Source organism: Bradyrhizobium sp. 190 (assembly GCF_023073415.1).
Taxonomy (GTDB): Bacteria; Pseudomonadota; Alphaproteobacteria; order Rhizobiales; family Xanthobacteraceae; genus Bradyrhizobium.
Genome location: NZ_JADPJL010000059.1, coordinates 1 through 21276, shown reverse-complemented (window position 1 = coordinate 21276; position 21276 = coordinate 1). Strand labels below are relative to the sequence as shown.

At 58.3% G+C, this 21276-nt stretch carries 15 protein-coding genes and 1 pseudogene; 2 read left to right on the top strand and 14 right to left on the bottom strand.

From position 1 onward, the window contains the following. Nucleotides 1-64: 64 nt before the first annotated feature. The 11 genes and pseudogenes from IVB22_RS27330 to IVB22_RS27280 all read right to left on the bottom strand — a co-directional run bounded on the left by IVB22_RS27330 (nucleotide 65) and on the right by IVB22_RS27280 (nucleotide 12020). A pseudogene (locus IVB22_RS27330) lies at nucleotides 65-912 on the bottom strand (SDR family NAD(P)-dependent oxidoreductase). Between the two features lie 564 nt (nucleotides 913-1476). Beyond that, the gene (locus tag IVB22_RS27325) at nucleotides 1477-2451 is read right to left on the bottom strand and encodes a nodulation protein NodZ (RefSeq protein ID WP_247511919.1); all 975 of its coding nucleotides are present in this window, start codon (nucleotides 2449-2451) and stop codon (nucleotides 1477-1479) included. Nucleotides 2452-2645: 194 nt separating this feature from the next. Next, complete coding sequence (locus tag IVB22_RS27320) at nucleotides 2646-4658, bottom strand: carbamoyltransferase (RefSeq protein ID WP_247520333.1); 2013 nt, start codon at nucleotides 4656-4658, stop codon at nucleotides 2646-2648. A 199-nt stretch (nucleotides 4659-4857) separates the two neighbouring features. Beyond that, nucleotides 4858-5646, bottom strand: a complete 789-nt coding sequence (locus IVB22_RS27315; RefSeq protein WP_247494280.1) for an ABC transporter permease — start codon at nucleotides 5644-5646, stop codon at nucleotides 4858-4860. 3 nt (nucleotides 5647-5649) lie between these two features. Continuing rightward, nucleotides 5650-6564, bottom strand: coding sequence for a nodulation factor ABC transporter ATP-binding protein NodI (nodI, locus tag IVB22_RS27310; RefSeq protein WP_247520332.1), 915 nt, complete (start codon nucleotides 6562-6564; stop codon nucleotides 5650-5652). Nucleotides 6565-6568: 4 nt separating this feature from the next. Next, complete coding sequence (nodU, locus tag IVB22_RS27305; protein WP_247520331.1) at nucleotides 6569-8281, bottom strand: nodulation protein NodU; 1713 nt, start codon at nucleotides 8279-8281, stop codon at nucleotides 6569-6571. 11 nt (nucleotides 8282-8292) lie between these two features. Next, entirely contained in the window at nucleotides 8293-8922 is a 630-nt protein-coding gene (gene nodS, locus IVB22_RS27300) for a nodulation methyltransferase NodS (RefSeq protein ID WP_247520330.1), read from the bottom strand. Nucleotides 8923-8924: 2 nt separating this feature from the next. Next, nucleotides 8925-10304: a chitooligosaccharide synthase NodC gene (gene nodC, locus IVB22_RS27295; protein ID WP_247520329.1), complete on the bottom strand. Its 1380-nt coding sequence runs from the start codon at nucleotides 10302-10304 to the stop codon at nucleotides 8925-8927. A gap of 14 nt (nucleotides 10305-10318) precedes the next feature. Beyond that, nucleotides 10319-10978 (bottom strand): chitooligosaccharide deacetylase NodB, encoded by a 660-nt coding sequence (gene nodB, locus IVB22_RS27290; RefSeq protein WP_247520328.1) that lies wholly within the window; start codon nucleotides 10976-10978, stop codon nucleotides 10319-10321. Continuing rightward, nucleotides 10975-11607, bottom strand: a complete 633-nt coding sequence (locus IVB22_RS27285) for a NodA family N-acyltransferase (protein WP_247520327.1) — start codon at nucleotides 11605-11607, stop codon at nucleotides 10975-10977. Before IVB22_RS27285 ends, nodB begins: the two co-directional genes overlap by 4 nt. Continuing rightward, nucleotides 11604-12020: a response regulator transcription factor gene (locus IVB22_RS27280; RefSeq protein WP_247520326.1), complete on the bottom strand. Its 417-nt coding sequence runs from the start codon at nucleotides 12018-12020 to the stop codon at nucleotides 11604-11606. Before IVB22_RS27280 ends, IVB22_RS27285 begins: the two co-directional genes overlap by 4 nt. A gap of 442 nt (nucleotides 12021-12462) precedes the next feature. Here IVB22_RS27280 and IVB22_RS27275 point away from each other — a divergent pair, with 442 nt between their 5' ends. Further along, nucleotides 12463-13407, top strand: a complete 945-nt coding sequence (locus IVB22_RS27275; RefSeq protein WP_247520325.1) for a LysR family transcriptional regulator — start codon at nucleotides 12463-12465, stop codon at nucleotides 13405-13407. Nucleotides 13408-16523: 3116 nt separating this feature from the next. Next, nucleotides 16524-17261, top strand: a complete 738-nt coding sequence (locus IVB22_RS27270; protein WP_247511908.1) for an outer membrane protein — start codon at nucleotides 16524-16526, stop codon at nucleotides 17259-17261. 409 nt (nucleotides 17262-17670) lie between these two features. Here the strand turns inward: IVB22_RS27270 and IVB22_RS41260 are convergent, their stop codons facing one another. The 3 genes from IVB22_RS41260 to metC all read right to left on the bottom strand — a co-directional run bounded on the left by IVB22_RS41260 (nucleotide 17671) and on the right by metC (nucleotide 20708). Next, nucleotides 17671-18129 (bottom strand): LuxR C-terminal-related transcriptional regulator, encoded by a 459-nt coding sequence (locus IVB22_RS41260; protein WP_253075348.1) that lies wholly within the window; start codon nucleotides 18127-18129, stop codon nucleotides 17671-17673. Further along, on the bottom strand, nucleotides 18014-18283 hold the full coding sequence (locus IVB22_RS27260) for an autoinducer binding domain-containing protein (protein WP_308200465.1): 270 nt from the start codon (nucleotides 18281-18283) through the stop codon (nucleotides 18014-18016). Before IVB22_RS27260 ends, IVB22_RS41260 begins: the two co-directional genes overlap by 116 nt. A 1198-nt stretch (nucleotides 18284-19481) precedes the next feature. Further along, nucleotides 19482-20708, bottom strand: a complete 1227-nt coding sequence (gene metC / locus IVB22_RS27255; RefSeq protein ID WP_247520324.1) for a cystathionine beta-lyase — start codon at nucleotides 20706-20708, stop codon at nucleotides 19482-19484. Nucleotides 20709-21276 lie beyond the last annotated feature (568 nt).

Here is a 21276-nt window from a genome sequence, read left to right as displayed (position 1 = left end):
CCCGGCCAACATGGCTTCCATCGATGAAGCTCAGATCAGCCGGGTTCGCCACGGACGGATTCACTCACAAGTGTTGCCCGCCATTGATCGGCACTTCGGCGCCAGTGACATAACTTGCCGCATCTGAATATAGGAAGAAAATGACGTTGGCGACCTCTTCGGGTGTACCCATCCGGCGAACTGGGATCTTTGGCACAAGATGCGCTTCCGTGTCAGGCGACAAAATGTCCGTCTTGATTTCGCCGGGCGCGATCGCATTGACGCGAATGCCATGTGAGGCGTAATCGTGCGCCATTTCGCGCGTGAGACAAGCGAGCGCAGCTTTCGACGTCGCATATGCCGTGCCTGCAAATGGATGCACCCGCGCGCCGGCGATCGAATTAACATTGACGATCGAGCCTGAAGCCACTTTTAGCTCACCGAACAGACCTTGAGCGAGCAGGATCGGCGCCACCAGATTGAGGTGGAACCCGCTCATCCAGGTATCGACTGAGGTCGCCAGCGACGTCAGCCGGGCACCGTTTGGCGTTTTTGGTGAGTTTCCGGCATTGCTTATCAGTCCCTGCAGCGGTGCGCCGGCAAGGCGCTCCTTTATCTGGGCAATCACGCGCGGCAGCGTCCGATGATCGCTCAGGTCGACCTCGATATAGCTATCCCCTCTGAGTCCCATGGGCAGCGCACCGCGTCGAATGGTTGGCGCGCGCAAGAAATGATGCGCCAACCGGCTTCCGAAAACAACCTTTCGGTGGCGCGACCGATACCGGGCGATGCCCAGGTCAATACCAGCGTCTTCCGCTCACGCAGCGGACAGCCCGCTCCATCGGCGTGAATTGGACCGCGAGGGTCCGTTTCCGACGATTGAGCTGCGACCGGATTGTCATCTGGTAGCTCGTGGTACGCGCGGCCGCACATGCGGCTCTTAAGCGATATCGATGGGCCGCCGGCCGCGCGGTTCATCACACCTCCGTCCGAAAGGACTCTGCGAGCGGCGCATGAACAAGGCCGTCGTCCAGAAAACGAGCTGACCGCAAAAGGATTCCCAGCAAAGGCGATCCATCTACCGGACGCGCCTCCTTGCTGCTCTGCTGGGACATTCTGACGTGACTGTTTGTTACGTCAGATTTCCTCGGCGACCCGGACCGCCATTGCCGTGCTTTTCACCGTCTGGCCAGCGATGGCGGATTTGGCCGGATGATGACAGGACCATAACCTTTCCGCGCGACTCGACTTACACATGAGGGCCCGAAGCATTGCGGGGCAAGGCCGCCGGCGCCCGCCGGCATTGGCCTACGCCTCGCAGGCGTTCGCCCTCCCACCCGCACCGCATCCGTGGTCGTGCGCCGGTCAGCCGTCGCTTGCGGACGGAAGTCGCCATCCACCGCTCCTGCGAGACGTTGCGAAACGCGATGGTGTCGAAGCCAGCAGTATCAGGCTGATGATCTAGCCCGCCATTGCTCAGGCTCAGATTCTGGCGCTTCATGAAGCCGCGAAATGCTCGTATGGGTTATCGATCATGGTCAAGTGCTCCGGATTTCTCTGGTCGAATTCAATAATCCGTGGCACGAGCAGACGGGCATAGCGCGTGAAGGCGCTGGTGGGGGGAAATCGGATCACGGTAGCGCATCGCGCAAGAAGATACATGTCGATGAGAGCGGAAGCTCCACCTTCAATTCCCATTTCCGCACTATGCAACGGCCCTGCCCGATCGGCCTGGAAACGTTTTGGTACGGCGAAGACATCGGGAAACAGACCCGATACGCGATCGAGCACCTGTGCACTGTCCGTGCACAGGAAGACCTTTACAGGCTTTGGATATGGCAAAGCCTTGGCTTTACGGATTGCCATGCAGACCTGACGAAGGGCGAGCTCCGAATCGGCCCAGTACGGCGCATGCTCCATGATATCTTCGCCATTGCCGTGCCGAACATGAACGCCAATGATGCTATGGCCGCCAAAGTGTTCCTCATACAAGGCGTCGATCCGCGCTTGAATCTCAGACCTGAGCTTGATGTTCCGAAAGATCAGTCGTTCGGCTTCCTCGCCACAACGCCACATCAGGCAAGCGTCACAGACAATGGTGTTGGCTTCGTTATCTTCTCTTGCCTGGAATAGCTCGGTCAGTTCGTCACGTTCACGGAAGATCTGCTCATCCGGACGATTGATGCAGTCGATCGATGGCCTATTCCACCACCGCGGGAAGAACGGTCCCGGAAACGAGAGCTGGTTGACCCGGTCATCGCAAATCACCGGCACTCCAGCGATGTCCTCAAGCGGCTCGAAGAACACCGGAAAGGCATTGCTGAACGGTTGGTCGATGTAGCAGGAACCGCGCCAGTCAACGACGAGCGTCCGCCCGGTCCGCTGCGCGTACGACCAGGCTGACGCCAGCGACCAGAGGCAATCACCAAAGCCGGTACGCCTCCGAGAAATAACAAAGCGTTCCTTCGTCAAGTTATCAAACCCTTCTCGTTGCGCAAGATCAGTTTTGTGTGGCGCACCTACTCATCTGCGATTCCGATCCACGCCAATGGACGGCTGGTCACCTGGACGCAAGGCGATCAACCCGCAAGCCCTCCTCCACGGCACCGCGATTGGCAGGTCATGCAAGAGGCGTCCAAGGAGCGCTCTTCCGCATTGCTCACCTTTTACGACCGCGCAGTCTGTGACGGATGCAGCCGAATACGGCGCAGATCCCAGAGCCCGCGCAGTTCGTTCACGAGAGCTTCTCGCCTAGTCCTGTCAGAGGTGACCCTGGCGAGAAGATCGGCAAGAACAGCTTCCTTCTCAATTTGCATCAGCATGTCGAACAGGTCATGCGAGACGCGCACGCTGTCCTGGCTGGAGTGACCCATGCGGATCTCGCAGACTGTCTCCTGGCGTTCTCGGCCCGCATGAGCGCGAACCCGGTAAAGAGATACATGGGGCGGCAGTGATACAGCGAGTGCAGTCCAGCTTTCGAGCGTTGTTGCCCGCTTCTTGACGAGGAATGACCCGACCACAAGGCCATCCAGCTCGGTCGACAAAAACGCCGTAATCGCATCGGCAACGGAATCTACGATCGGTTCGGCATTGTTGTTGAAGGACGTATTAAGCAGAATCGGGACGCCTGTCCGGCTCTTGAAGGCATTGATGAGTTCCCAATAGGCGGCATTGCTCGTGCGGGAAACCGTTTGCAGCCGAGCCGTACCATCGATATGCGTGATCGCGCCCAGCAAAGCACGCTTGGATTCGCGCACGCGAACGACGAAATTCATGAAGGGATATTCTGCGCGACCATCCGGCAACTCAAAGAACGCGCCCGCATCCTCCTCCAGAACCGATGGCGCAAATGGTCGATAACTCTCGCGCTTCTTGACCATCGCGTTGATCCGGTCCTTGTTCGCCGCGGGCCTCGGGTCCGCAAGAATACTGCGGTTACCGAGCGCACGAGGGCCGAACTCCGATCGGCCCCGTACCCACCCGATCACGGCGCCATCAGCGATCCACTCGGCTGCTCTGGTCGCCACGTCAGCGGTTCGTTCAATCTCTAGGTGTCCGGCCCATCCCTTCAGTTCCTGTTCAATGCTGTCGTCGCTGCCGACATCTGGCCCCCAATAAACCGCCTGTAGCCGCTCGCGGGGCGCAGGCTGCCCAGCTTCGTTCGACACCATCAGTGCCGCGCCCAATGCGCATCCGGCGTCATGCGCAGCCGGCTGCACGAAGATGTCTTCGAACAGGCCTGAATACAGGAGTTTTCCGTTCAGCGTGCAGTTGTGGGCCACCCCGCCAGCCAGGCACAACCGTTTCATTCCGGTCGACTCACGGTAATGCCGCAGAATGTGAAACACGATCCGCTCCAGCGCCTCCTGCAACGATGCGCTCACATCTCGATGCTGTTGCGTGAACGGCATTCCCTTTCGCCGGACCTCGATGTTGCGCAGCAATGCCGGGCCGATACGTTCGAGGTGAACGCGGTAGCCACCGTTTGCGGAGAGCTCATAGAATTGGGAAAAGAGCTCGCGATAGCGTGCGGGATCTCCGTAAGGAGCCAGTCCCATAACCTTATACTCGTCGAACAGGCCGTAGCCGAGATATCGAATCGTCTCCAGATAGAACAGTCCGAGAGAGTTATTCTCTGGAAACGTCATAAGTTCGATCATTTCGGTGCCCGACCCGACCGCCAAGAGACCCGACAGGAAGTCGCCACAACCGTCGATCGCGAGGACCAGGCTTTCTTCAAAACCCGACATCGCCAGAGCGCTCACGGCGTGGGCCTGATGGTGGCCTACGAATGACACCCGCGAAGGATCAACTTGGGTACCGAACTCCGTGGCTAGAAGGTGCCGTAACAGCAGATTCGCATCTAGCGGAATTGAGATTTCCGGTTGTGAGATGAACAACCGTTCGAGCATTGCATTGCAATAGGCTTCAGTAGCGTAGAACGCAATACGATCGACGTCGCGAAGCTCCACGCCCGCGGCTGCAAGACAGTATTCAATCGCACTGCTCGGGAGCTTGTTTGAATGTTTGATCCGGTTGAGGCGCTCCTCTTCCACGGCAGCGATCACGCGCCCGTCCTTGACAAGTACCGCGGCGCCGTCGTGCAGAAACGTGTTCGGTAGTCCAAGGGGGTTTTCATAGACTCTGTCGAGGCCGCCACTCAATCCTAGACACAGCATCTTGTTCTCCGTTAATCCTGAGAGGCCTGTTGGCCTATTTCGTATCGCTTGCTTTGGGAGTAGGCCGCACGTCGCCGCGGGGCCGATCAGGCATCGCTAGCGTGACGAGACTCACATAAGCGTCGCACGCGATCGGAAGTTCGTTACGCCCGATATCTCATCTCGCACACGCGATGCTTCGCTTTAGGTCTTGTTCCTCTCACCGCATCAGGCGCTGCCGAAGCAGCACGGCCGAGACGAGGAAGGGAAATGCTGCGTAGATGCAAAGTGCGCCCACATGCAATCCGACGCTGTCGACCGGCCGACCGAGCATTGCTGGACGAATGAGATCGACCGAATGGGTCAGCGGCAATAAGGCGGCGATGCGTTGAAATGAACCGGGCAACTGGCTCATTGGGAAGATCGCCCCGCTCAAATACATCATGGGCGTGAGAATGAGCGACTGGTAGAAGATGAAATAGTCGTGGCTTGGTGCAAGTGCTGAAACGACCATTGCGAGGCTCGCGAAAGTAACGCCAGTGAGGGCGATGGCTGGTAACGCATAGGGGATGGATGACCACTCTGCGTAACCCAGCGCGACGGCGACAATCGTGATCGCCGTCCCGGCGAGCAAGGCCTTACTCGCTGCCCATGCCACTTCACCGAGAACAATGTCGCCGAGCGTAAGGGGCGTACAGAGCACTGCCTCCCACGTGCAATTTGTCTGCATGCGAGCGTAAGCCGCATAGATCGTTTCGAAGGTTGCGGAGACCATCGCGCTTGTGGCGACCATGCCAGCCGCCAGAAACGAGATGTATGAGGTCCCCTCAACACCACCTATGATCATTCCAAGGCCAAAACCGAGACCGAACAGAGAGCTCATCGGCTCGGCCAGATTCCCAAGAATCGATGCCAGAGCGACTTTCCGCCAGACCAGAAAATTGCGGCGCCATACCGCGATCCAGTTCCATGGATTAGCAGGGAGCGCCGGCGCAAAACGTTGCCACATCGTTCAGTCCTTTATCTCTCGCCCGGTTAGCCGCAAGAAGACATCCTCCAAATTTGGAGGACGCTGCAGAAGGCGGAGATCCGTGCGGTTGGCAAGCCGGAGGCGCACCTGCTCTGGATCCGTGACATAGCAGAAGAGCGTCTCCCCGCTTACCTCAGCGCGCTGCACTTGGGGTCTGACCAGCGGCAGCAGTTCATGCGGATTACCGCCGTAAATCTCGATCACTTGGCAGCCGATCTGCTGCTCGATCAGCGCGAGAGGCTGACCTTCGGCGATCTTACGGCCGTGCTCAAGCACGCACAGGCGGTCGCACAATCGCTCCGCCTCTTCCATGAAGTGGGTGGTGAGAAGGATCGTTTTGCCGCGCGCTAATAGCGAGCGCAAGCGTTCCCAGATCAGGTGACGGCCGTGCGGATCAAGGCCGGTCGTCGGCTCATCAAGCACTAAGAGCTGCGGGTCGTTAATGAGGGCCCGTGCCAACGTCAGGCGTCGCTTCATGCCGCCGGACAGTTCGGCGACGCGGGCATCCGCCTTGTTCTCCAGGCGCGCGAATTCGAGCAGTGACGGCGTGACCGCTTTCACCTCAGCCGCGCTCATGGCGAAGTAGCGCCCGAAAACGAGCAAGTTTTCGCGCACCGTGAGCTGAAGATCAAGGTTATCGAACTGTGGGACAACCCCGATCCCCCGCCGCGCCAAGCGCGCCCGTGCCGGCACTGGCTCGCCGAGCACGCATATCTTACCTGCGTCAGGCGATGCTACACCCAGGATCAAACGCGCAAGCGTGCTTTTGCCCGCGCCGTTTGGTCCCAGCAGACCGAAGCACTCTCCCGGCGAGACGGTAAACGAAAGAGCGTCCACGACGACCCTGTCGTCGTAGAACTTGCTCACCTGGAAAAGGTCGACTGCCGCGGTTGACATTTGCTTACGCCATCGCGACGGACGTTGTTCGCGCCGCTTCCTCGCTCGCGCGCTTTCTTGTGTAAAGCAGGCCGTTACACCATACGTGATCGACGCGTCCCCACTGGCACGCGGCGGCAGCATCCGGGAAAAAGCCGCGTCCATGCAGATTGGCGCTGGTATTGCAAAGCAGCGGAATGGCTGTGAGTTTCTCGTATTCGACGAGAAGCTCGGCCACTTTATGCTGAGAGGTTCTGGAAACGGTCTGTAGACGAGCAGATCCATCGAGATGCACGACGGCGGGAATTTTGTCCCGCCATTCCGGTCGCGTCTGGTGATCGAACAGCATGTACGGATCGGGTATTCCAGGGCTAAAAATCTCCGCCGCACGATCCTCCAGGCATATCGGCGCTACCGGCCTGAAATGCTCACGAAGTTTGATGTCGTTGAGATGATCTTTCATTCCTTCCCAGCTCGCAGCCGCGAGAATGCTTCTGCCACCCAAGGCTCGTGGTCCGAGCTCGGCACGCCCGGCAAGGAAGACCACGGGCTTGTCGCAAGCGAGGATTGCCGCAAGTTCGCCCATAGTGCAGGGCGCGCCCTCCCATTCGGGCGGGACTTCGCTGGGACGAACGGCCGGTCCACTGTAGACCGACCATTCCAGAGCTCTAAAGCCTTGCTGTGCCGCCAGTGCAGAGCAAGCAGCACCAATGGCTGAGCCGCTGTCGTTCGGAAAGGGCGGCACCCACACGACATCGAACAGGCCGGTCGCACGAAATGCACTATTCCACTTAATATTCAGGCCACAGCCGCCGGCTATGCAGAGGTTACGCGCCCCCGCAAGATCCGAATGCCGCTCCACAACATCAGCAATGGTGCGAACCAGCAGACGCTCTAGAAAGACGTGAAATGACGCAAGGACGTCTTCGGCTTGCTTTTCCTTCAATCGCATTGCGCACGCATCGAAGAAGTCGTGCAAAGCTTCAAGTGGCGATTGTGAGCTGTTGACCTCTTCAAGCTCAGGACAAGCGCCCTCAGCATCCGTGGCAAAGTGCGCCTCATAAAGTTCATGAAACGTCTTAATACTGTCCTCGTCGGGCGATCCCAGCGCGATATAGGCCATCAGCTTGCCGGCAATACCGAGATCCCAGCTGGTCCGGTCTGCCCGCCTGTAAGGTCCAAAGTGATGTCCTGCCGTCGCATAGGCGTGACCTATCATCGGAAACAGGCACTCGATGAACCGGATGCCGTGGGGCTCGACATAGTAGAGGCGTGGAAACATGCAGCCGTCCCACACCAAGCAGAAAGCAGATTGTGCGGATTTGGCAAACGAGCTGGCGCAGTATGCGGATGCTACGTGCCCGGTGACATGGGGATAGCTTTGATAGGGATATAGCTTCCCATCAAGCATGAGGCCGATGCGATCGCGGGGCGTCAGGGGGCTATCGCCTTGCCGTTCGACATACGGCGCGCCCTTGAGCTTGATGGTCGTCGTCCCACTAAGGACTTCAAACTGCGACTCGAACTCTCCATCCCAGCCATCAATGACGAACTGATCAACATCGCTCGGATCCAGCCCGTGCTCCGCCAAGGCGCCAACAACGGCATCCAGATTGTCAATGGTTTGATAACGCGGATTGTTGTTCAGCTTCTCCTGTTCGACACAAAACACCACCCGGCCGTCCTCGATCAGAGCGACTGCCCCGTCATGCGTCAACTTGATACCGCAGATACGCATAGTGGCTCCTTTCAAGCTCGACCGTTAGGACGGATCGAAGATCGCTCCGGATTGCGAAAACGGACCAACAAGCAGTCTTCGTCAGCCGACTGCCCCTGGCACTGCACGCGTTCGACCTCAATGAGCGCTTCAGTCAAAATCGTGATGACTGTCTCGGCGCCAGCGACATGCCCCCATCGCCTGCAGGTGGCATCACGTGCAGATCCGAAGACCAGATGCCCACGTGGAGCAAGCATGTTCACCATCTTGTCGATTGCGGTACGCATCCGTGTCATGTCTTCGAGGTAGTAGAGAACTTCGGCGACCACGATCAGATCGAACAGCTCTTCGGTCGAGAACTGCAGAATATCGGTCGCCGCCCAGCTGATATGCGACCACCTCTTGGTCCGCTGGACCGCTCGACCGATCGCTCGCGGCATAACATCGATGACCGTGAGCCGTTTGCAGTGAGGAGCAAGCTTCTCTGTGAATGCACCGGCAGCGCACCCGACCTCGAGGCCGGTTGAGACGGCGCCGTTCGACAGCGATAGCCGTAGCAATTGGGTGTGACGCTCACGTTCGAACGGATTGTCGTCAAGCCGCCACGGGTCATCGTTAGTCAGCTCCCGTTGCAACGATTGATATGTCTTGTCCACGCTCACCACTAAATCCCCCTACAAAGCTGTCGGTCAGTCTCGGCCGCAATGCCATCAGACGCGATCAGCTGCGAGGGAGCGCGCGAAAGACCTGCCCCGCGAATTGAGCCAGGCGTTTCCGATGCCGGGTTAAGGCTTGGTCCAGTTGTTGCGTCTTCGATCGAGGCCTTCGATTCATCGACGTCTGATGATTTCGCTACTTTGCGCGAGAGCCAGTCGCTGTTGCTCAAGGTACAGAGCGCGTAGGCTTTCATCGGGAGCAGGAGGAAGATGTTGATCGGGGTGTGCAGCGAGAAGCCGAGAAATCGAAACTCGCCCGCACGAAGGGCCGCTACGCTGCATCGAATCATGGTCATCGCGACGATGGTCAAACCGGTCCACCAGGGCACGGTGCCGGTGAGCGCGAGCTGAGCGAGCGCGGCAATCGATGAGATGGCGAGCAGCAGCGGCCCGAGGTTCTGTCCGAGCACGTCGAGCGTAAGGTACCGGTCCAGGCCGGGCAACAGGTGCAAACCCAGCAGCGTGTCGCGGTAAGTGCTCCGCGCCCAGCGGAGCTGTTGCCGCAGATACGGCAAGAGCCTGTCCGGGACCACCGTGGCGGCGATGGCGTCCGGAACGTACTCGGTTCGAAACCCTGCCTTGAGCATGAGGATCGTCAGATGACGGTCCTCACCGAAGTCGCTCGGCTTTCCCCGGAAGAACTGCGTCTCGTACTGGTCCAGCAGCAACAGCAGCGCGGAACGGCGGTACATGGCACACGGCCCGCAGCAGCACATGACGGCACCAAAGCGCGTCTGCGCCGCGCGCTCTTCGTTGCAAGCCAGCCAGTACTCCATGTCGATCAATCGGGTCAGCCGGCTGTCGTTCCGGTTGCTGGCCGTCAATTGCCCCATGGCCGCGCCGACGGCTGGATCCTGCATCTTGCGTACGAGCTTGCTGACCACGTCGCTGGCGATTTCCGTGTCGGAATCGACGTTGAGCACGAGATCGCCGAACGACCGGCGTATCGCTGCGATCTGCGCCTTGCGCTTTCCAACGTTGCTTGGCAGCAGAATGACGTTGAACCTCGGGTCATATGCGTAGCTCCCATGGACCGGAGCCACTGCACCGACATTTGCAGAGCCGTCATCGACCACATAGACCTGTAATCGCCCTGGGTAGTCCTGGCTTGCGAGAGACTTCAGGCAGGCCGCCAGCGTGCGCGGGTCCTCGTTGAAGCAGGGTACGATGACATCCACGCTGGGCAGAGCACCGTTGTCGATCGGGTCGTACGGCGGCAGTGAGGCGTCGGTTTGCAGCGCATAAAGCGCCTGCGCACTCTTATGGACGCCGGAGAGCAACGCGTAGGAGGCAACAGCAACGGTGCTGATGGTGGCAAGCAGGCTCATGGGGATTGATCTATTCAGTGAGTTTGAGGAAGCGACCGGATTGCAAATCCACGGTCACGCAGTGCTGGAATGAGCTGGGCGAGCGCCGTCACAGTCTGGTCGCGCCGACCAGAGTGAGGGCGGCGTTCCAACTCGTCGGGAGGGCACCCGTCGTGCAGGAGCACGATTGCCCCCGGCCGGACCGAGGCCATCACCGCGGCAACAATCGCCTCGGCGCCAGGACGAGACCAGTCTTGCGGGTCGACTGACCAGTGCAGGGCTGCCAGTTCGGCCTTCGCCGACGCGGCAAGGGCCTCCTTGGTCCAAGTCCCATACGGCGCACGCATGTGCCGCACAGAGGCTCGGGGGCAGGCCATTCCGATGACCTTGTTCGTCGTGAGGATCTCGTATTCCACCTCATCCGGCATGCATTTGGATAAATCCGGGTGCGTCATTGTGTGGTTTGCGATTTCGTGCCCTTCTGCAATGATGCGCTGGATCAGCTCCGGCTGACCCGCTGCATATGCACCGATCACGCAGAAGGTCGCGGGGGCGCGATGCTGCGCCAGCACATCCAGGATAGCCGGCGTGCAATGCGGGTTGGGACCATCATCAAATGTCAGATAGACGCAGTGCTCTCCGCCGGCGTCGGCGTAGTCGCTCCGCGCTTCAGCCTCGTCGTCTGCGGACGTCACAGTTCTGGCCCGTTCCGTTCAATCATCTCACCGGCCGGCCATTCGCTCATTGGCCTCGCAATCGGCAGAACAAGGGCGACCACGTCCTCCACGCGCGTCGGAGGCACAGTGAGATAGATATCCGGACGAGTGGACCGGACACGGAGCCCTGGCAGAACAGTCGCCAATCCCTGTCGCCCGAGCAGCCTGGTAATATGTTTCTGAAGGGCAGATCGGACCGTGCCAAAGCCGAACGGCACCCCAAGATCTTGCAATACGGGATACATCACGCGGATGGAGTGACTGATGCCGAGCCCCTCGAGATCTGGGCGTACCCCGTACAATCCGAGTTCAGCCACAAGCAGATCGACCTCACCAACTTTTATGAAGCGGCGCAGTGCGCCGATGTGAATCGCGACGCCACGATCATCGTAGCCGATTGCCCGAATCTCAGGCCTTGCGCCGGCCCAGCTTCGATGACCTTCAAAGGGCTTTGCATTGAATGCCCCGGTTGGACCATAGGTCTTCCGGAAGAAGTCGGACAAGTCAATATGGTCAGCAAGTTGAAGCTCATTTTCCCAGCACAGCCTCCAACGAACTGGAGGGCGCGCCGAAACACCTCGTGTGGATCCGGGCGCGATCATTTTCATAGAGAGTAATTCCTATTCATTATCTGGCTCCTGACGCAGGCCAGCAGTTCGCTACGCTCGAAAGGCTTGCTCAAGAACTGGAGTCCAGCTTGCAGGACTCGCCTCATATCGTCTTCGGAGTTGTCTGTGAGAAGAACGGTGGGAATCGCGCCTCCGGATGCAGCCAGATGATGGAAAAGCTCAAAAACACTCATCCCGCTCGACTGCGTGTCCGCGATCAAGCACGACGTGATCAAACGGCGGCCCGATTTTAAGAACTCGTCTGCGCTCTCGAAGGGTTCGGGTACGTAACCCGCGGAAAACACCATATCCGTCAGAGCTTCACGCACTGACCGATCTGCATTCACAATGGATACGACGTCGATCGTGTGCGCAACTCGCATCAGATTCGCCCAGGACGCCTTCGCTTGCATGTTCCGCACGATATCCCCGCAGCAAGGACGCAATCGGATGCCACCAAAACACATTTGGCACCCGCAACCGGAGGGGTCCAACTGGACGGAGATCTACGGCCAGGTTGAGCGTTCGCTCAATTCTACGGCGGTATACGGCCGATATAGAATGGGTTGGCGAAGCCATACGAAGGTTTTCTCGTCCTATACGCCCACCCACATTTGCGGATTCCCACCGTGCTAGGTCGCCGAGATATGACCTGCGCAACACGCGCGAAACTGCGACCGCACGGTCCAGATGTCTTGATCGATCCCTGGCGCTGGGCTGAGACGCGCAACGATTTGTAACCATTCTGATAGATCTGACATCTCGCTAAACTATCCTTTGCTACCCTCATTCGGTACAAATGGTAAAATCGATTGTATCGATAGAACACATTCATAACATGGATCACTCAGGATTATGCGTTTCAAGGGCCTCGATCTGAATCTCCTCGTCGCGTTCGACGCCCTGGTGACGCAAGGCAATCTCACTGCGGCGGCAAGAAGCATCAACCTCAGTCAACCTGCCATGAGTGCTGCCGTCGCGCGGCTTCGCACTTACTTTCGCGATGAGCTATTCACGATGAGGGGCCGGAAGCTTGTCCCAACGCCGCGGGCTGAAGCGCTCGCAGTCCCGATTCGCGAGGCTCTCGCTCACATTCAGCTCTCCATCATTTCTCCGGACGGCTTCAATCCGTCTCAATCGAATCGGCGATTCAGGATCATCCTGTCCGACTTCATGACTGTCGTGTTTCTTCGACGAATCGTGGACCGCGTCGCGCGGGAAGCTCCAACAATCAATTTCGAGTTGCTGCCGCCCGTAGAGGAACCCGATGAACTTCTCCGGCGCGGCGAAGTCGATTTTCTCATGTATCCGGAGATGTTCATGTCGAGTGCGCATCCCAAGGCGGCACTGTTCGAGGACACTTTCGTTTGCGTGGGCTGCCCCATGAACAAGCAGCTGGCGCCGCGACTTACGTTCGAGAAGTACATGTCCATCGGGCACGTGGAAGCCCAGTTCGGGCGCTCCCTGAGGCCCTCCTTCCACGAATGGCTCTTGCTCGAGCATGGTTTCAAGATACGCACCGAGGTCGCCGTGCAGGGTTTTGGTATGATTCCGCCTATGTTATTGGGCACCAACCGTATAGCGAGCATGCCCTCAAGACTGGTCAGCCATTTCGCAAACACGATGCCCCTGCGGGTCATCGAACCTCCGCTGCGACTTCTCACATTCACCGAGGCCGTCCAATGGCCGGCCATTCATAATACTGATCCTGCAAGCATTTGGATGCGCAACATATTCTTGCAAGAGGCATCCATGATGGTCTCTCCGTCCGAGACCAACCAATGTCACGGCCCGTTCTAGGATTGTTCGGCCGTTTGCGACCTACTCTCCGTTAACCAGATCTACGCCAGGCTCGAAGCTCCGGTCCTCGCTGGTGTTCGGATTGGCGCGCTTGAGCGTAGTTTGATCGGGTCGGCGGCGCTATTGATCTCGCGCTGGCGTGACGATCTTGCGCGTCATACAGCTCGTTCGGCGGCGCTCCGCAACGACTTTCCGCTGATCCGACGGGCTGCATCGCACTGTTCTACATGAGCTGAGCTCAGAGCTCGCGAAATGATCGGCCAGTCAGTTGAACGATATCCGGCCTCGGCACTAAAATCCCTTGAATCGTACACCGCGTCAGGTTGTAGACCAAGACCTGCGATCGAGGCTGCAAACGTGGTCACTGGTAGCGCACCCGCACCGCTCTTCGCCTGCCGGTGGGCATTCTCCTTGCCGTCTACTGTCCCGGCGATCGCAGTAATGCCGAAGCACGCCAGTAGCTAGACGTCTCTTGGCGGGCCGCCCCACAGGGTCGATGCCGGCTCGTTCGCGTCGAACCAGCTTGTTCTGCCGAACGCCAACGCTATCCACAGTCGCGCCCGGAAAGCCCAACGCGAGCTGACGTAACTCGGGAGAGCGGAACCTGGAAGTGAGAGGTATTGCGCAAGGCTGGCATGGAGGTTGGGACACCTCATCTCAGCGGCGTTTGTCTTACTCTTATTACTTGATCCCGCATGACGGAGCGCAACGGCAAACTCGCAGGATCAACCTGGATCCACCCGCCATGAGCTCGCGGCATTGTCCCGCTGCGCGCGTGCTTCGGTGATGAGTATTTATGATGAGAGGACGGCAACTGTGCCAATGTCCGCGCGCGGAAGGGCTCGCCGCTCCCATTCGCCAAGCCCTGCTCCACCTCCAGCTTTTGATCGTTTCGGGCGACATGGTCAATCCAGTCATATCGGATCGTGGGTGCAGGGTCATCCTTTCGGATCTCGCGACAGTCGTCTTATTTTCGAAAGTATTGTGGCGCGTGGCGCGCGATGTCGCCGCCGTCAGTCCCGAGTTGCAGCCCCTTACCGCTGACCCCGAAGAGCTACTTCGGTGCGGTAACATGATTTGCCTATCTTACCCAAAGCATCTATGTCCAGCGCTCGCACACCAAAGCGATACTGTTCGAGGATGAAAGTGAGTGAGCTTCCGGACGAGCAAGCCATTACCCGCAACAGCTGGACTGTGCTGCGCAACACTGATCCGGCTCACGTCCACGTGAAGCCAACTCCGACCCGCCTCATGGTGCCTGCGTTCTTGGCGATTTGCTCGATCAGACGTTCAACTCTTACTCGTCTAATCAAATCGAGGTTGCGCCTAGCACCTGGCGGAATTCTGCATAAGGCGTAGGTTAGATCACGCGATCGGGTAATAAGAAGACATCGTCCTGGTTTTGAGAACCGGCGGTCCTTTCGAGATCGCCCAGCGATTGGTATACAGGCAGCATGCTTTTCCTAACAGTTTCGTCTCGTCAGCAGGCAGGCCGCGGGACAGGTGGCAGGACCACTTCTCCGGCATCGTCAAGTCAAGAACCGTGTATTCAAGCCCTCGGTCTCAGAGGATGAGTACGGTACCCCTTGCACTAATGCGACCGCCTGCCGGCCGCCGCGGCGCGCAAATAGTCCAGGTCCTAACGGCACTCCGAGTGCGCCGCGAGACGGCTAGTCTCGTCCACGTTTCAGCTGCGACCGAAAGTCTTCTCCGTTGCCCGCGGCGGGCGGGGCAATGCCGCCCAGAGAAGCGCAGCACTCTGACCAAACCACAGGTATCAGCCATCACGAATGTCGTTTTCCTGCAACGATCACGGCGTGGGCCACTCCGCGGATCTGCATACTATGCCTGGCTCCACGCACACTGCTGCTGCAGGCCACCTCAAGTGGGAGGGAGCAGCTTGCGGCGCGGCAATCAGGATGGAAGTGCGTCCCATCCAGATTGTCGCGCTATAGTAGCCGAAGGGATTTGAATCGTACGTAGCGTCACGTTGTAGGAACCAGGCATCCGCCGCCTCGCGCCGACCAACTAGTCAACGACCGATGGCGGGAGTGTGACGTAACACATCAAAGCAATCCTCCGGTTTAGACATCGAGATGACGACACCGCTTCTTTTTCTCACTATGATCTTCTTCGGCGGCTTTGGATTAGGATACGCTATGCGCAGCTGGCGTTCCCGCAAGCGACGTGAGCACGCCCGGCTCTATGGCGCTTACTTTCATTCCGGCACTTCTGCTCCGCCGCCGCTCCGAGTTCCCGCACGCCGTGGTTCCTAACGCTGCATTCGGCCTTGCTCGAGCAAGGAAATTGCCGATCTGCCACACGAGGGCGAACGCCCACCGTCGTCAGTTCGCGAGCAGAGAATCGCAAGGCAGCGTGGAAACCACGCGCGTGCTCGCGTGGAGTCAGTCCCAACAGCGCGGAGTAACGTGTGACTGATCGCCGATTTGACCCGAGACACTGACGGTGAAGACTGCGAGTTGGCCGTTCACGGACGATCGGGTCGACGGCGGTGGATTCACAACCGGCCCCGGACCTTGCAACGTACATTTGTGTGACCTTAGCATGCGCGGAAGCCATTGCCCGACCGAATTCCAATCAGCGCTGGTGCGCATCGCGGAGAAGATATGTCTGGCACGCGAGCTAACGCTTGAACTAAATGCGACGGCGAGCACGATTGCGGCAGCACCGACAAGGAGCACCTTTCACTCTCCTCCGGCATCTACACCGCTTCGATGCCCGTGGCCATCTGCACTGGGCGAGAAGAGAGATCCAGAGCCATCGCACGACTTCGAATTTCGTCTCGCGCAGGATCAGCGCCGCATTGACCGTGAATGCTTCCTGGCCGAGTTCGATTCGCTGAACTCGCCTACCCCTTGCGGTGCGCTTCATCCGCTGAGATCAGCAGCCCGCTTTTCGTCCACGCCTACGCAATCTACGTTCGCACGCGAAGGAGCATTGCGAGGCAGTTGAAGATGATCCGCAACGCCGCAACCTGACGCAGGGTTCGGTTCAAGCATTCCTTTCGGCGCAAATGTTGCGATGCAGTTACAGCAATTCGCGCGGATGTTGTTAAGACGCGCAAGGCTCGGGGCACTCAAGACATGAGAGTAGAAATGAAGAACTTGTTGCTTGTGACTGTAAGCATTGTGGCGCTAGGCGCGGTGGCGCCCGCATTCGGCGCGGATCTGGCTGCGCAGCCGGTCCAGCCCCTCTATGCCAAAGCTCCGCAACGTGTCGCGGCTGCGATCTACGACTGGAGCGGCTACTACGTCGGTATGAACGGCGGCTTGGGCTCAAGCTCGAATTGCTGGGACTTTAATGGCGGCACGCCTGAGGGCTGCCATGATGCGACCGGCGGTACTGTGGGTGGCCAGATCGGCTATCGAAGGCAGATGGGCCAGATCGTGCTTGGTGTTGAAGGCCAGGGGAACTGGGCTGATTTGACTGGCTCGAATGACAGCGTCGCGTTTGCGGATATCAACCAGACCAAGATTGATGCGTTCGGCGTGGTAACGGGGCAGATCGGTTACGCCGTGGACGACGTACTATTTTACGCCAAAGGTGGTGCCGCAGTGACGAGCAATACCTATCAGATTAGCTCGACCCTCACGGGCGCGCAGCTTGGGAAGAGCGACCACATTCTTTGGGGTGGTGCATTGGGAGCTGGGATTGAGTACGGTTTCGCGCCGAGCTGGTCGGTCAGCCTCGAGTACGACCACCTATTCATGCAGCCCGCACCTGTGCACTTCGCCGCGCCCGCAGGCGGAACCGATCGCATCCGCCAGGATTTCGATCTTGTGACTGCACGGCTCAACTATAAGTTCGGCGGCCCGTTTCTTCTGAAATATTGATCCGCAGTACGAACGGCGGATCGAAAGCCCCGGCCCATGGCCGGGGCTTGTTTTTGCGAGGGCGGGCTTGCTGCATCAGGCAATACTGTTATCCCAGGCGACTGGGTCGTCGCAATCCAAACCGAAAAACCGCTCCCATATTGGACGAGTGGCGCTTGCGCTGAAGATCACTGTCATCGCACGCGCGTCAGCAATGCGGCGAATGGTTTCCCGTCATGGCCAGTCAACGTCGGATTTAGGCAATCGTGCGAACCTCTCCCGCATCGAAAACACGACCAACCCTCGGCGGGATGCGCATCTATGCTCCCGAAGATCGAGATGACAGGCTTCTCAGCTATTCGCGGCAACAGCATCTTTTGCACCTTGGGCTGAACGTGTCCTCGCTGCTATTGTCATATTGTCACGCTGGTCAGATCGCTCGCTCGTGACTTCGGCATAGGTCAATACGCGGCAGCGGCGCCAAAACGTCAGATAAGACCGAGGCGAATCGCCTTGGCAACGCAATGGTACGGCTGTTCGTCTCTAGCTTTCGCATTGCGTTCTTCAGGTGAAAGTTCACCGTATTCTCGCTGACTCTCAGGATGACTCCGATTTCCCAGGATGATTTCCCCTCTTCCACCCAGCGGAGGCAATCCTTTTCTCGTTCGGATAGGGCCACTTGCATATGGCATCTGCCCTCCGATGACGGCGCGATCTCTGCAAATGCATGATGAAACTGCCAAGCCAATGCGTTGAGACGACTGAGGCGATACTCAGGGTCGGCATCGTCGAACCTGGATGCAAAGGATGCGACAGATAGCTGTCCAAATGGTCCGAACAGTGGTACGGTTACGCCATGCTTCAGACCGGCCTCTTTGGCCTCGTTCAAACACACGCAGTTCGCCGGGCTGCAATTGATATTTGTGAGCGAGTTGATCCCATAGAAACGGCGCCGACTGCATCGTCGTACGCCGAACCACGGGATCGATGGCATTGTATCGGCGTTCAGCATAGCGCTCGCACCACGCGGAAGGAAAGTTCACTGTCACCGCGGCTGGCAGATACTCTGGTCGGCGGGTCGGCTCCGCGTCCGTCAGCGCCCCCGTAAGCGACTTGACTGAAGCCCTGTTCGCTCGAACAGCTCACAAGCAGATCGAACAACACCTCGGGAGATCGACTCTGTTTTGCACATTCGATGAAGCAAAATAGGTCCATTTGGTGCCTCCCCCCACCGACTTAGGCAAACCGGTGCTGCGTCTTTCGAGTGAATCGATTTGGGCAGGGGCCCTGCGCCACTTCAGCCTCCTCTTGCTTGCGAAGTGCTCGACCGAAACGCGACAAGCATACTTCTCGTCATGAGCTGCAATCGAGTTGCCTCAGATCGGATAGTTGCTCGACAGAGAACAGTGTGCATGCGCTTCTTCGGGAGGAGGCGGACCTGAAGCGTCCAGCAAATGTCGTACCAGCTGAGGCGCTAGGAGCAGTGCCGCAAAAGCACGAGTGCTGGAGAACTGGGGACGCAACGTTCACTGCTAGAATTCGGACATTCGCCGCAAGAGAGACAACCTTGTTGGCGCTGCTAGCTGAAGAAAATATCTTGCATCGGCAAGTACGCGAACGATCGTTTACGCTCCCGCCTCTGCCCCCGGGGCCAGCCGAGCTAGCGTAGACCCAGCGCCCGCGTCAAACGGTACAGAGGCAATGACGCAGAAATGGCATGCATCCGCTGCGATACCCGTTTGCCATGGCGGTCGCGCCGTACCGAACGGAACGCCGGAGATCCCGGTTGCGCGATCGCGTATTGCCAAGCGCTCGTGTTCAAAAGCACCCGGACATGTTTGGGCGAGCGAATCATCCGAATACGGCAAGGGCACCTGCGGCTTAAATGACCACCAACTGACCGCACATGATGGGCGTTGTGCTCACGCACATTGACAGACAGAAGCCGTGCGCATAGTCGTCCTGCACGGGGCTGGTGCTCCACCTCGGAGATGCACGGCCATAAATCCGCTTTACAAACAGTAGATCATCGGTCCGTGTCAGCCAACATGCCCAGCAATCGCGACTGTCTGCGCCTACTGATCTCTGCTCGGGTTCCAGGTGCCGCGTTTCGGGCGGAGACGACATATTACAGTTCGGGCGTGATCTCGCGACGATAGTGGCTCGTTGTGCGGTAGGCATAGCGCCCCCAAGCGTCGCTTTTCATCGGTCTCCTCCGCGCCATCAATACTGCCCTTGAAATCACCCGTCTCTGCTCTCATCCTGGTAAGCATCGTCGCTCACGGAGTGTTCGCAGGCGGCTTGCAGCGCCTGATGCATGTCCGCAATGAGATCACTCGGCCCCTCGATGCCGGCGTGAATACGAATCAACGGTCCATCAAATGAAACTATTGCTTCCGTTCGTTGAGGATCATCGACAGGCAGCACAAGGCTTTCGTACCCACCCCACGACAATCCGATTCCAAAAAGGCGCAGTTTCTGGAAGAAAACCGAAAGCTGGGCCTTGGACATAGGCTTCAGAACGACGCCGAACAGGCCGCTTGCACCCAAGAAATCCCGCTTCCAAATATTGTAGCCCGGGTGGCTTGGGAGCGCAGGGTGTAGAACCCGGCCCACTGCCGGGTGGTCTTCCAGGCTTTGAGCCAGCTTGAGGCCATTTTCGTAATGCTGCCTCATGCGAACGGCTAGTGTGCGCAGTCCACGAAGAGCTAAATAGATGTCATCTGGCCCAGCAATCTCCCCGAAATGATGAGCGCTTGGCTGCAGGAGCGGCCACGCTTCCTTGTTAGCGGTAGCAATGCCCAGAAGGGCGTCGGAATGACCAACGATATATTTGGTCGCGGCATGGATCGAGATGTCGACGTCATGGAGAAAGGGTTTGAAATAGAGCGGCGTCGCCCAAGTATTGTCCATGAGCACGAGCGCCCCCGATTGATGTGCGATCGCGCACAGCGCGGGCAGATCCTGTACCTCAAACGTCATGGACCCCGGGGACTCGAGGTACACAGCTCGCGTTTTTGTCCCAATCTTCGCGAGTAGATCCGAAGGCTGTGTGGGATGGAAGTACTCCACCTTGACCTCAAATCTAGTTAGAACCTGGTTCGCGAACATCCTCACCGGTTCATAGACGTTATCGCAGATCAAAACATGATCCCCGGCCTTCAGGATCCCTAGAAGCGCGTGGGAGCACGCAGAAAGCCCCGAAGGGAACAAGATCGAACGATACCCGCCCTCCAATTCACAAATGGCGGCCTCGAGAGCGCGAGACAGCGGTGAGCCGAATCGTCCGTAGTTCGTCACTGGATTCTGCTTGCGCCTATCCCACTCTTCGAGGTTTTCCGAAACGATCGTGGAACCTCGATAGACAGGAACATTGACCATCCCGGCGTGTTCAGCCGGCGCGCGACCGAGATGAGACAATTGCGTGTTGGGCTCTGGCAAGCGTTTATCCCAAGCGATGCGATCCATACCTCTCCTATCTGGGATCCCGTCGCTTAAATGCGCGGCGAATGCCCACTACTATCAATCTGCAACTTGTCTCCGGCGCGACGACTCGAGAACTCTGCATCGACGGCCTCTTTCGTCATCATATCCCAACCTTAGAGCAGCTCTCCTCCCAGATCGAAAGCGCGGTCGACCGCACAGTGAGACCGTGCCGGACTGCTCCCCTGAAAGTCGGTGGTCTTCTTCATGCAGATCTACAGTGGGTCCATCACTACAGCAAAGCCTGGGCCAGACGCGCGGGCTGCGCGCTGCAGGCGGATTAACCGGACTGGTCGGATGCCTCGGCACCAGGCGGATTTCTTGTCGGACAAAAGACGCTGCATGTCGGCTCCTCGCCAAATCGGTTAAATCGGGACGATCTTGAGTGGGTCGACAATTGCACTTCTTATGAACTCGCGCGTTGGCGTTGTTTTTGCAGCTTCCCAATGAAGGCCTAGTAGCTCTGCACAGTGATTATGACTCTTTGGAAGCGGCGGGATAGGCGCGGGCCATTTTGGCGCGCGCCTTATCTGTTGTGAACATCCATTTGATG

What these genes read in the sequence shown, in the direction of transcription:
- IVB22_RS27320 (WP_247520333.1), bottom strand. Translation starts at nt 4,658, where the DNA reads ATGCTGTGTCTAGGATTGAGTGGCGGCCTCGACAGAGTCTATGAAAAC.
- IVB22_RS27315 (WP_247494280.1), bottom strand. Translation starts at nt 5,646, where the DNA reads ATGTGGCAACGTTTTGCGCCGGCGCTCCCTGCTAATCCATGGAACTGG.
- nodI (WP_247520332.1), bottom strand. Translation starts at nt 6,564, where the DNA reads ATGTCAACCGCGGCAGTCGACCTTTTCCAGGTGAGCAAGTTCTACGAC.
- nodU (WP_247520331.1), bottom strand. Translation starts at nt 8,281, where the DNA reads ATGCGTATCTGCGGTATCAAGTTGACGCATGACGGGGCAGTCGCTCTG.
- nodC (WP_247520329.1), bottom strand. Translation starts at nt 10,304, where the DNA reads ATGAGCCTGCTTGCCACCATCAGCACCGTTGCTGTTGCCTCCTACGCG.
- IVB22_RS27285 (WP_247520327.1), bottom strand. Translation starts at nt 11,607, where the DNA reads ATGAAAATGATCGCGCCCGGATCCACACGAGGTGTTTCGGCGCGCCCT.
- IVB22_RS27280 (WP_247520326.1), bottom strand. Translation starts at nt 12,020, where the DNA reads ATGCAAGCGAAGGCGTCCTGGGCGAATCTGATGCGAGTTGCGCACACG.
- IVB22_RS27275 (WP_247520325.1), top strand. Translation starts at nt 12,463, where the DNA reads ATGCGTTTCAAGGGCCTCGATCTGAATCTCCTCGTCGCGTTCGACGCC.
- IVB22_RS27270 (WP_247511908.1), top strand. Translation starts at nt 16,524, where the DNA reads ATGAAGAACTTGTTGCTTGTGACTGTAAGCATTGTGGCGCTAGGCGCG.
- metC (WP_247520324.1), bottom strand. Translation starts at nt 20,708, where the DNA reads ATGGATCGCATCGCTTGGGATAAACGCTTGCCAGAGCCCAACACGCAA.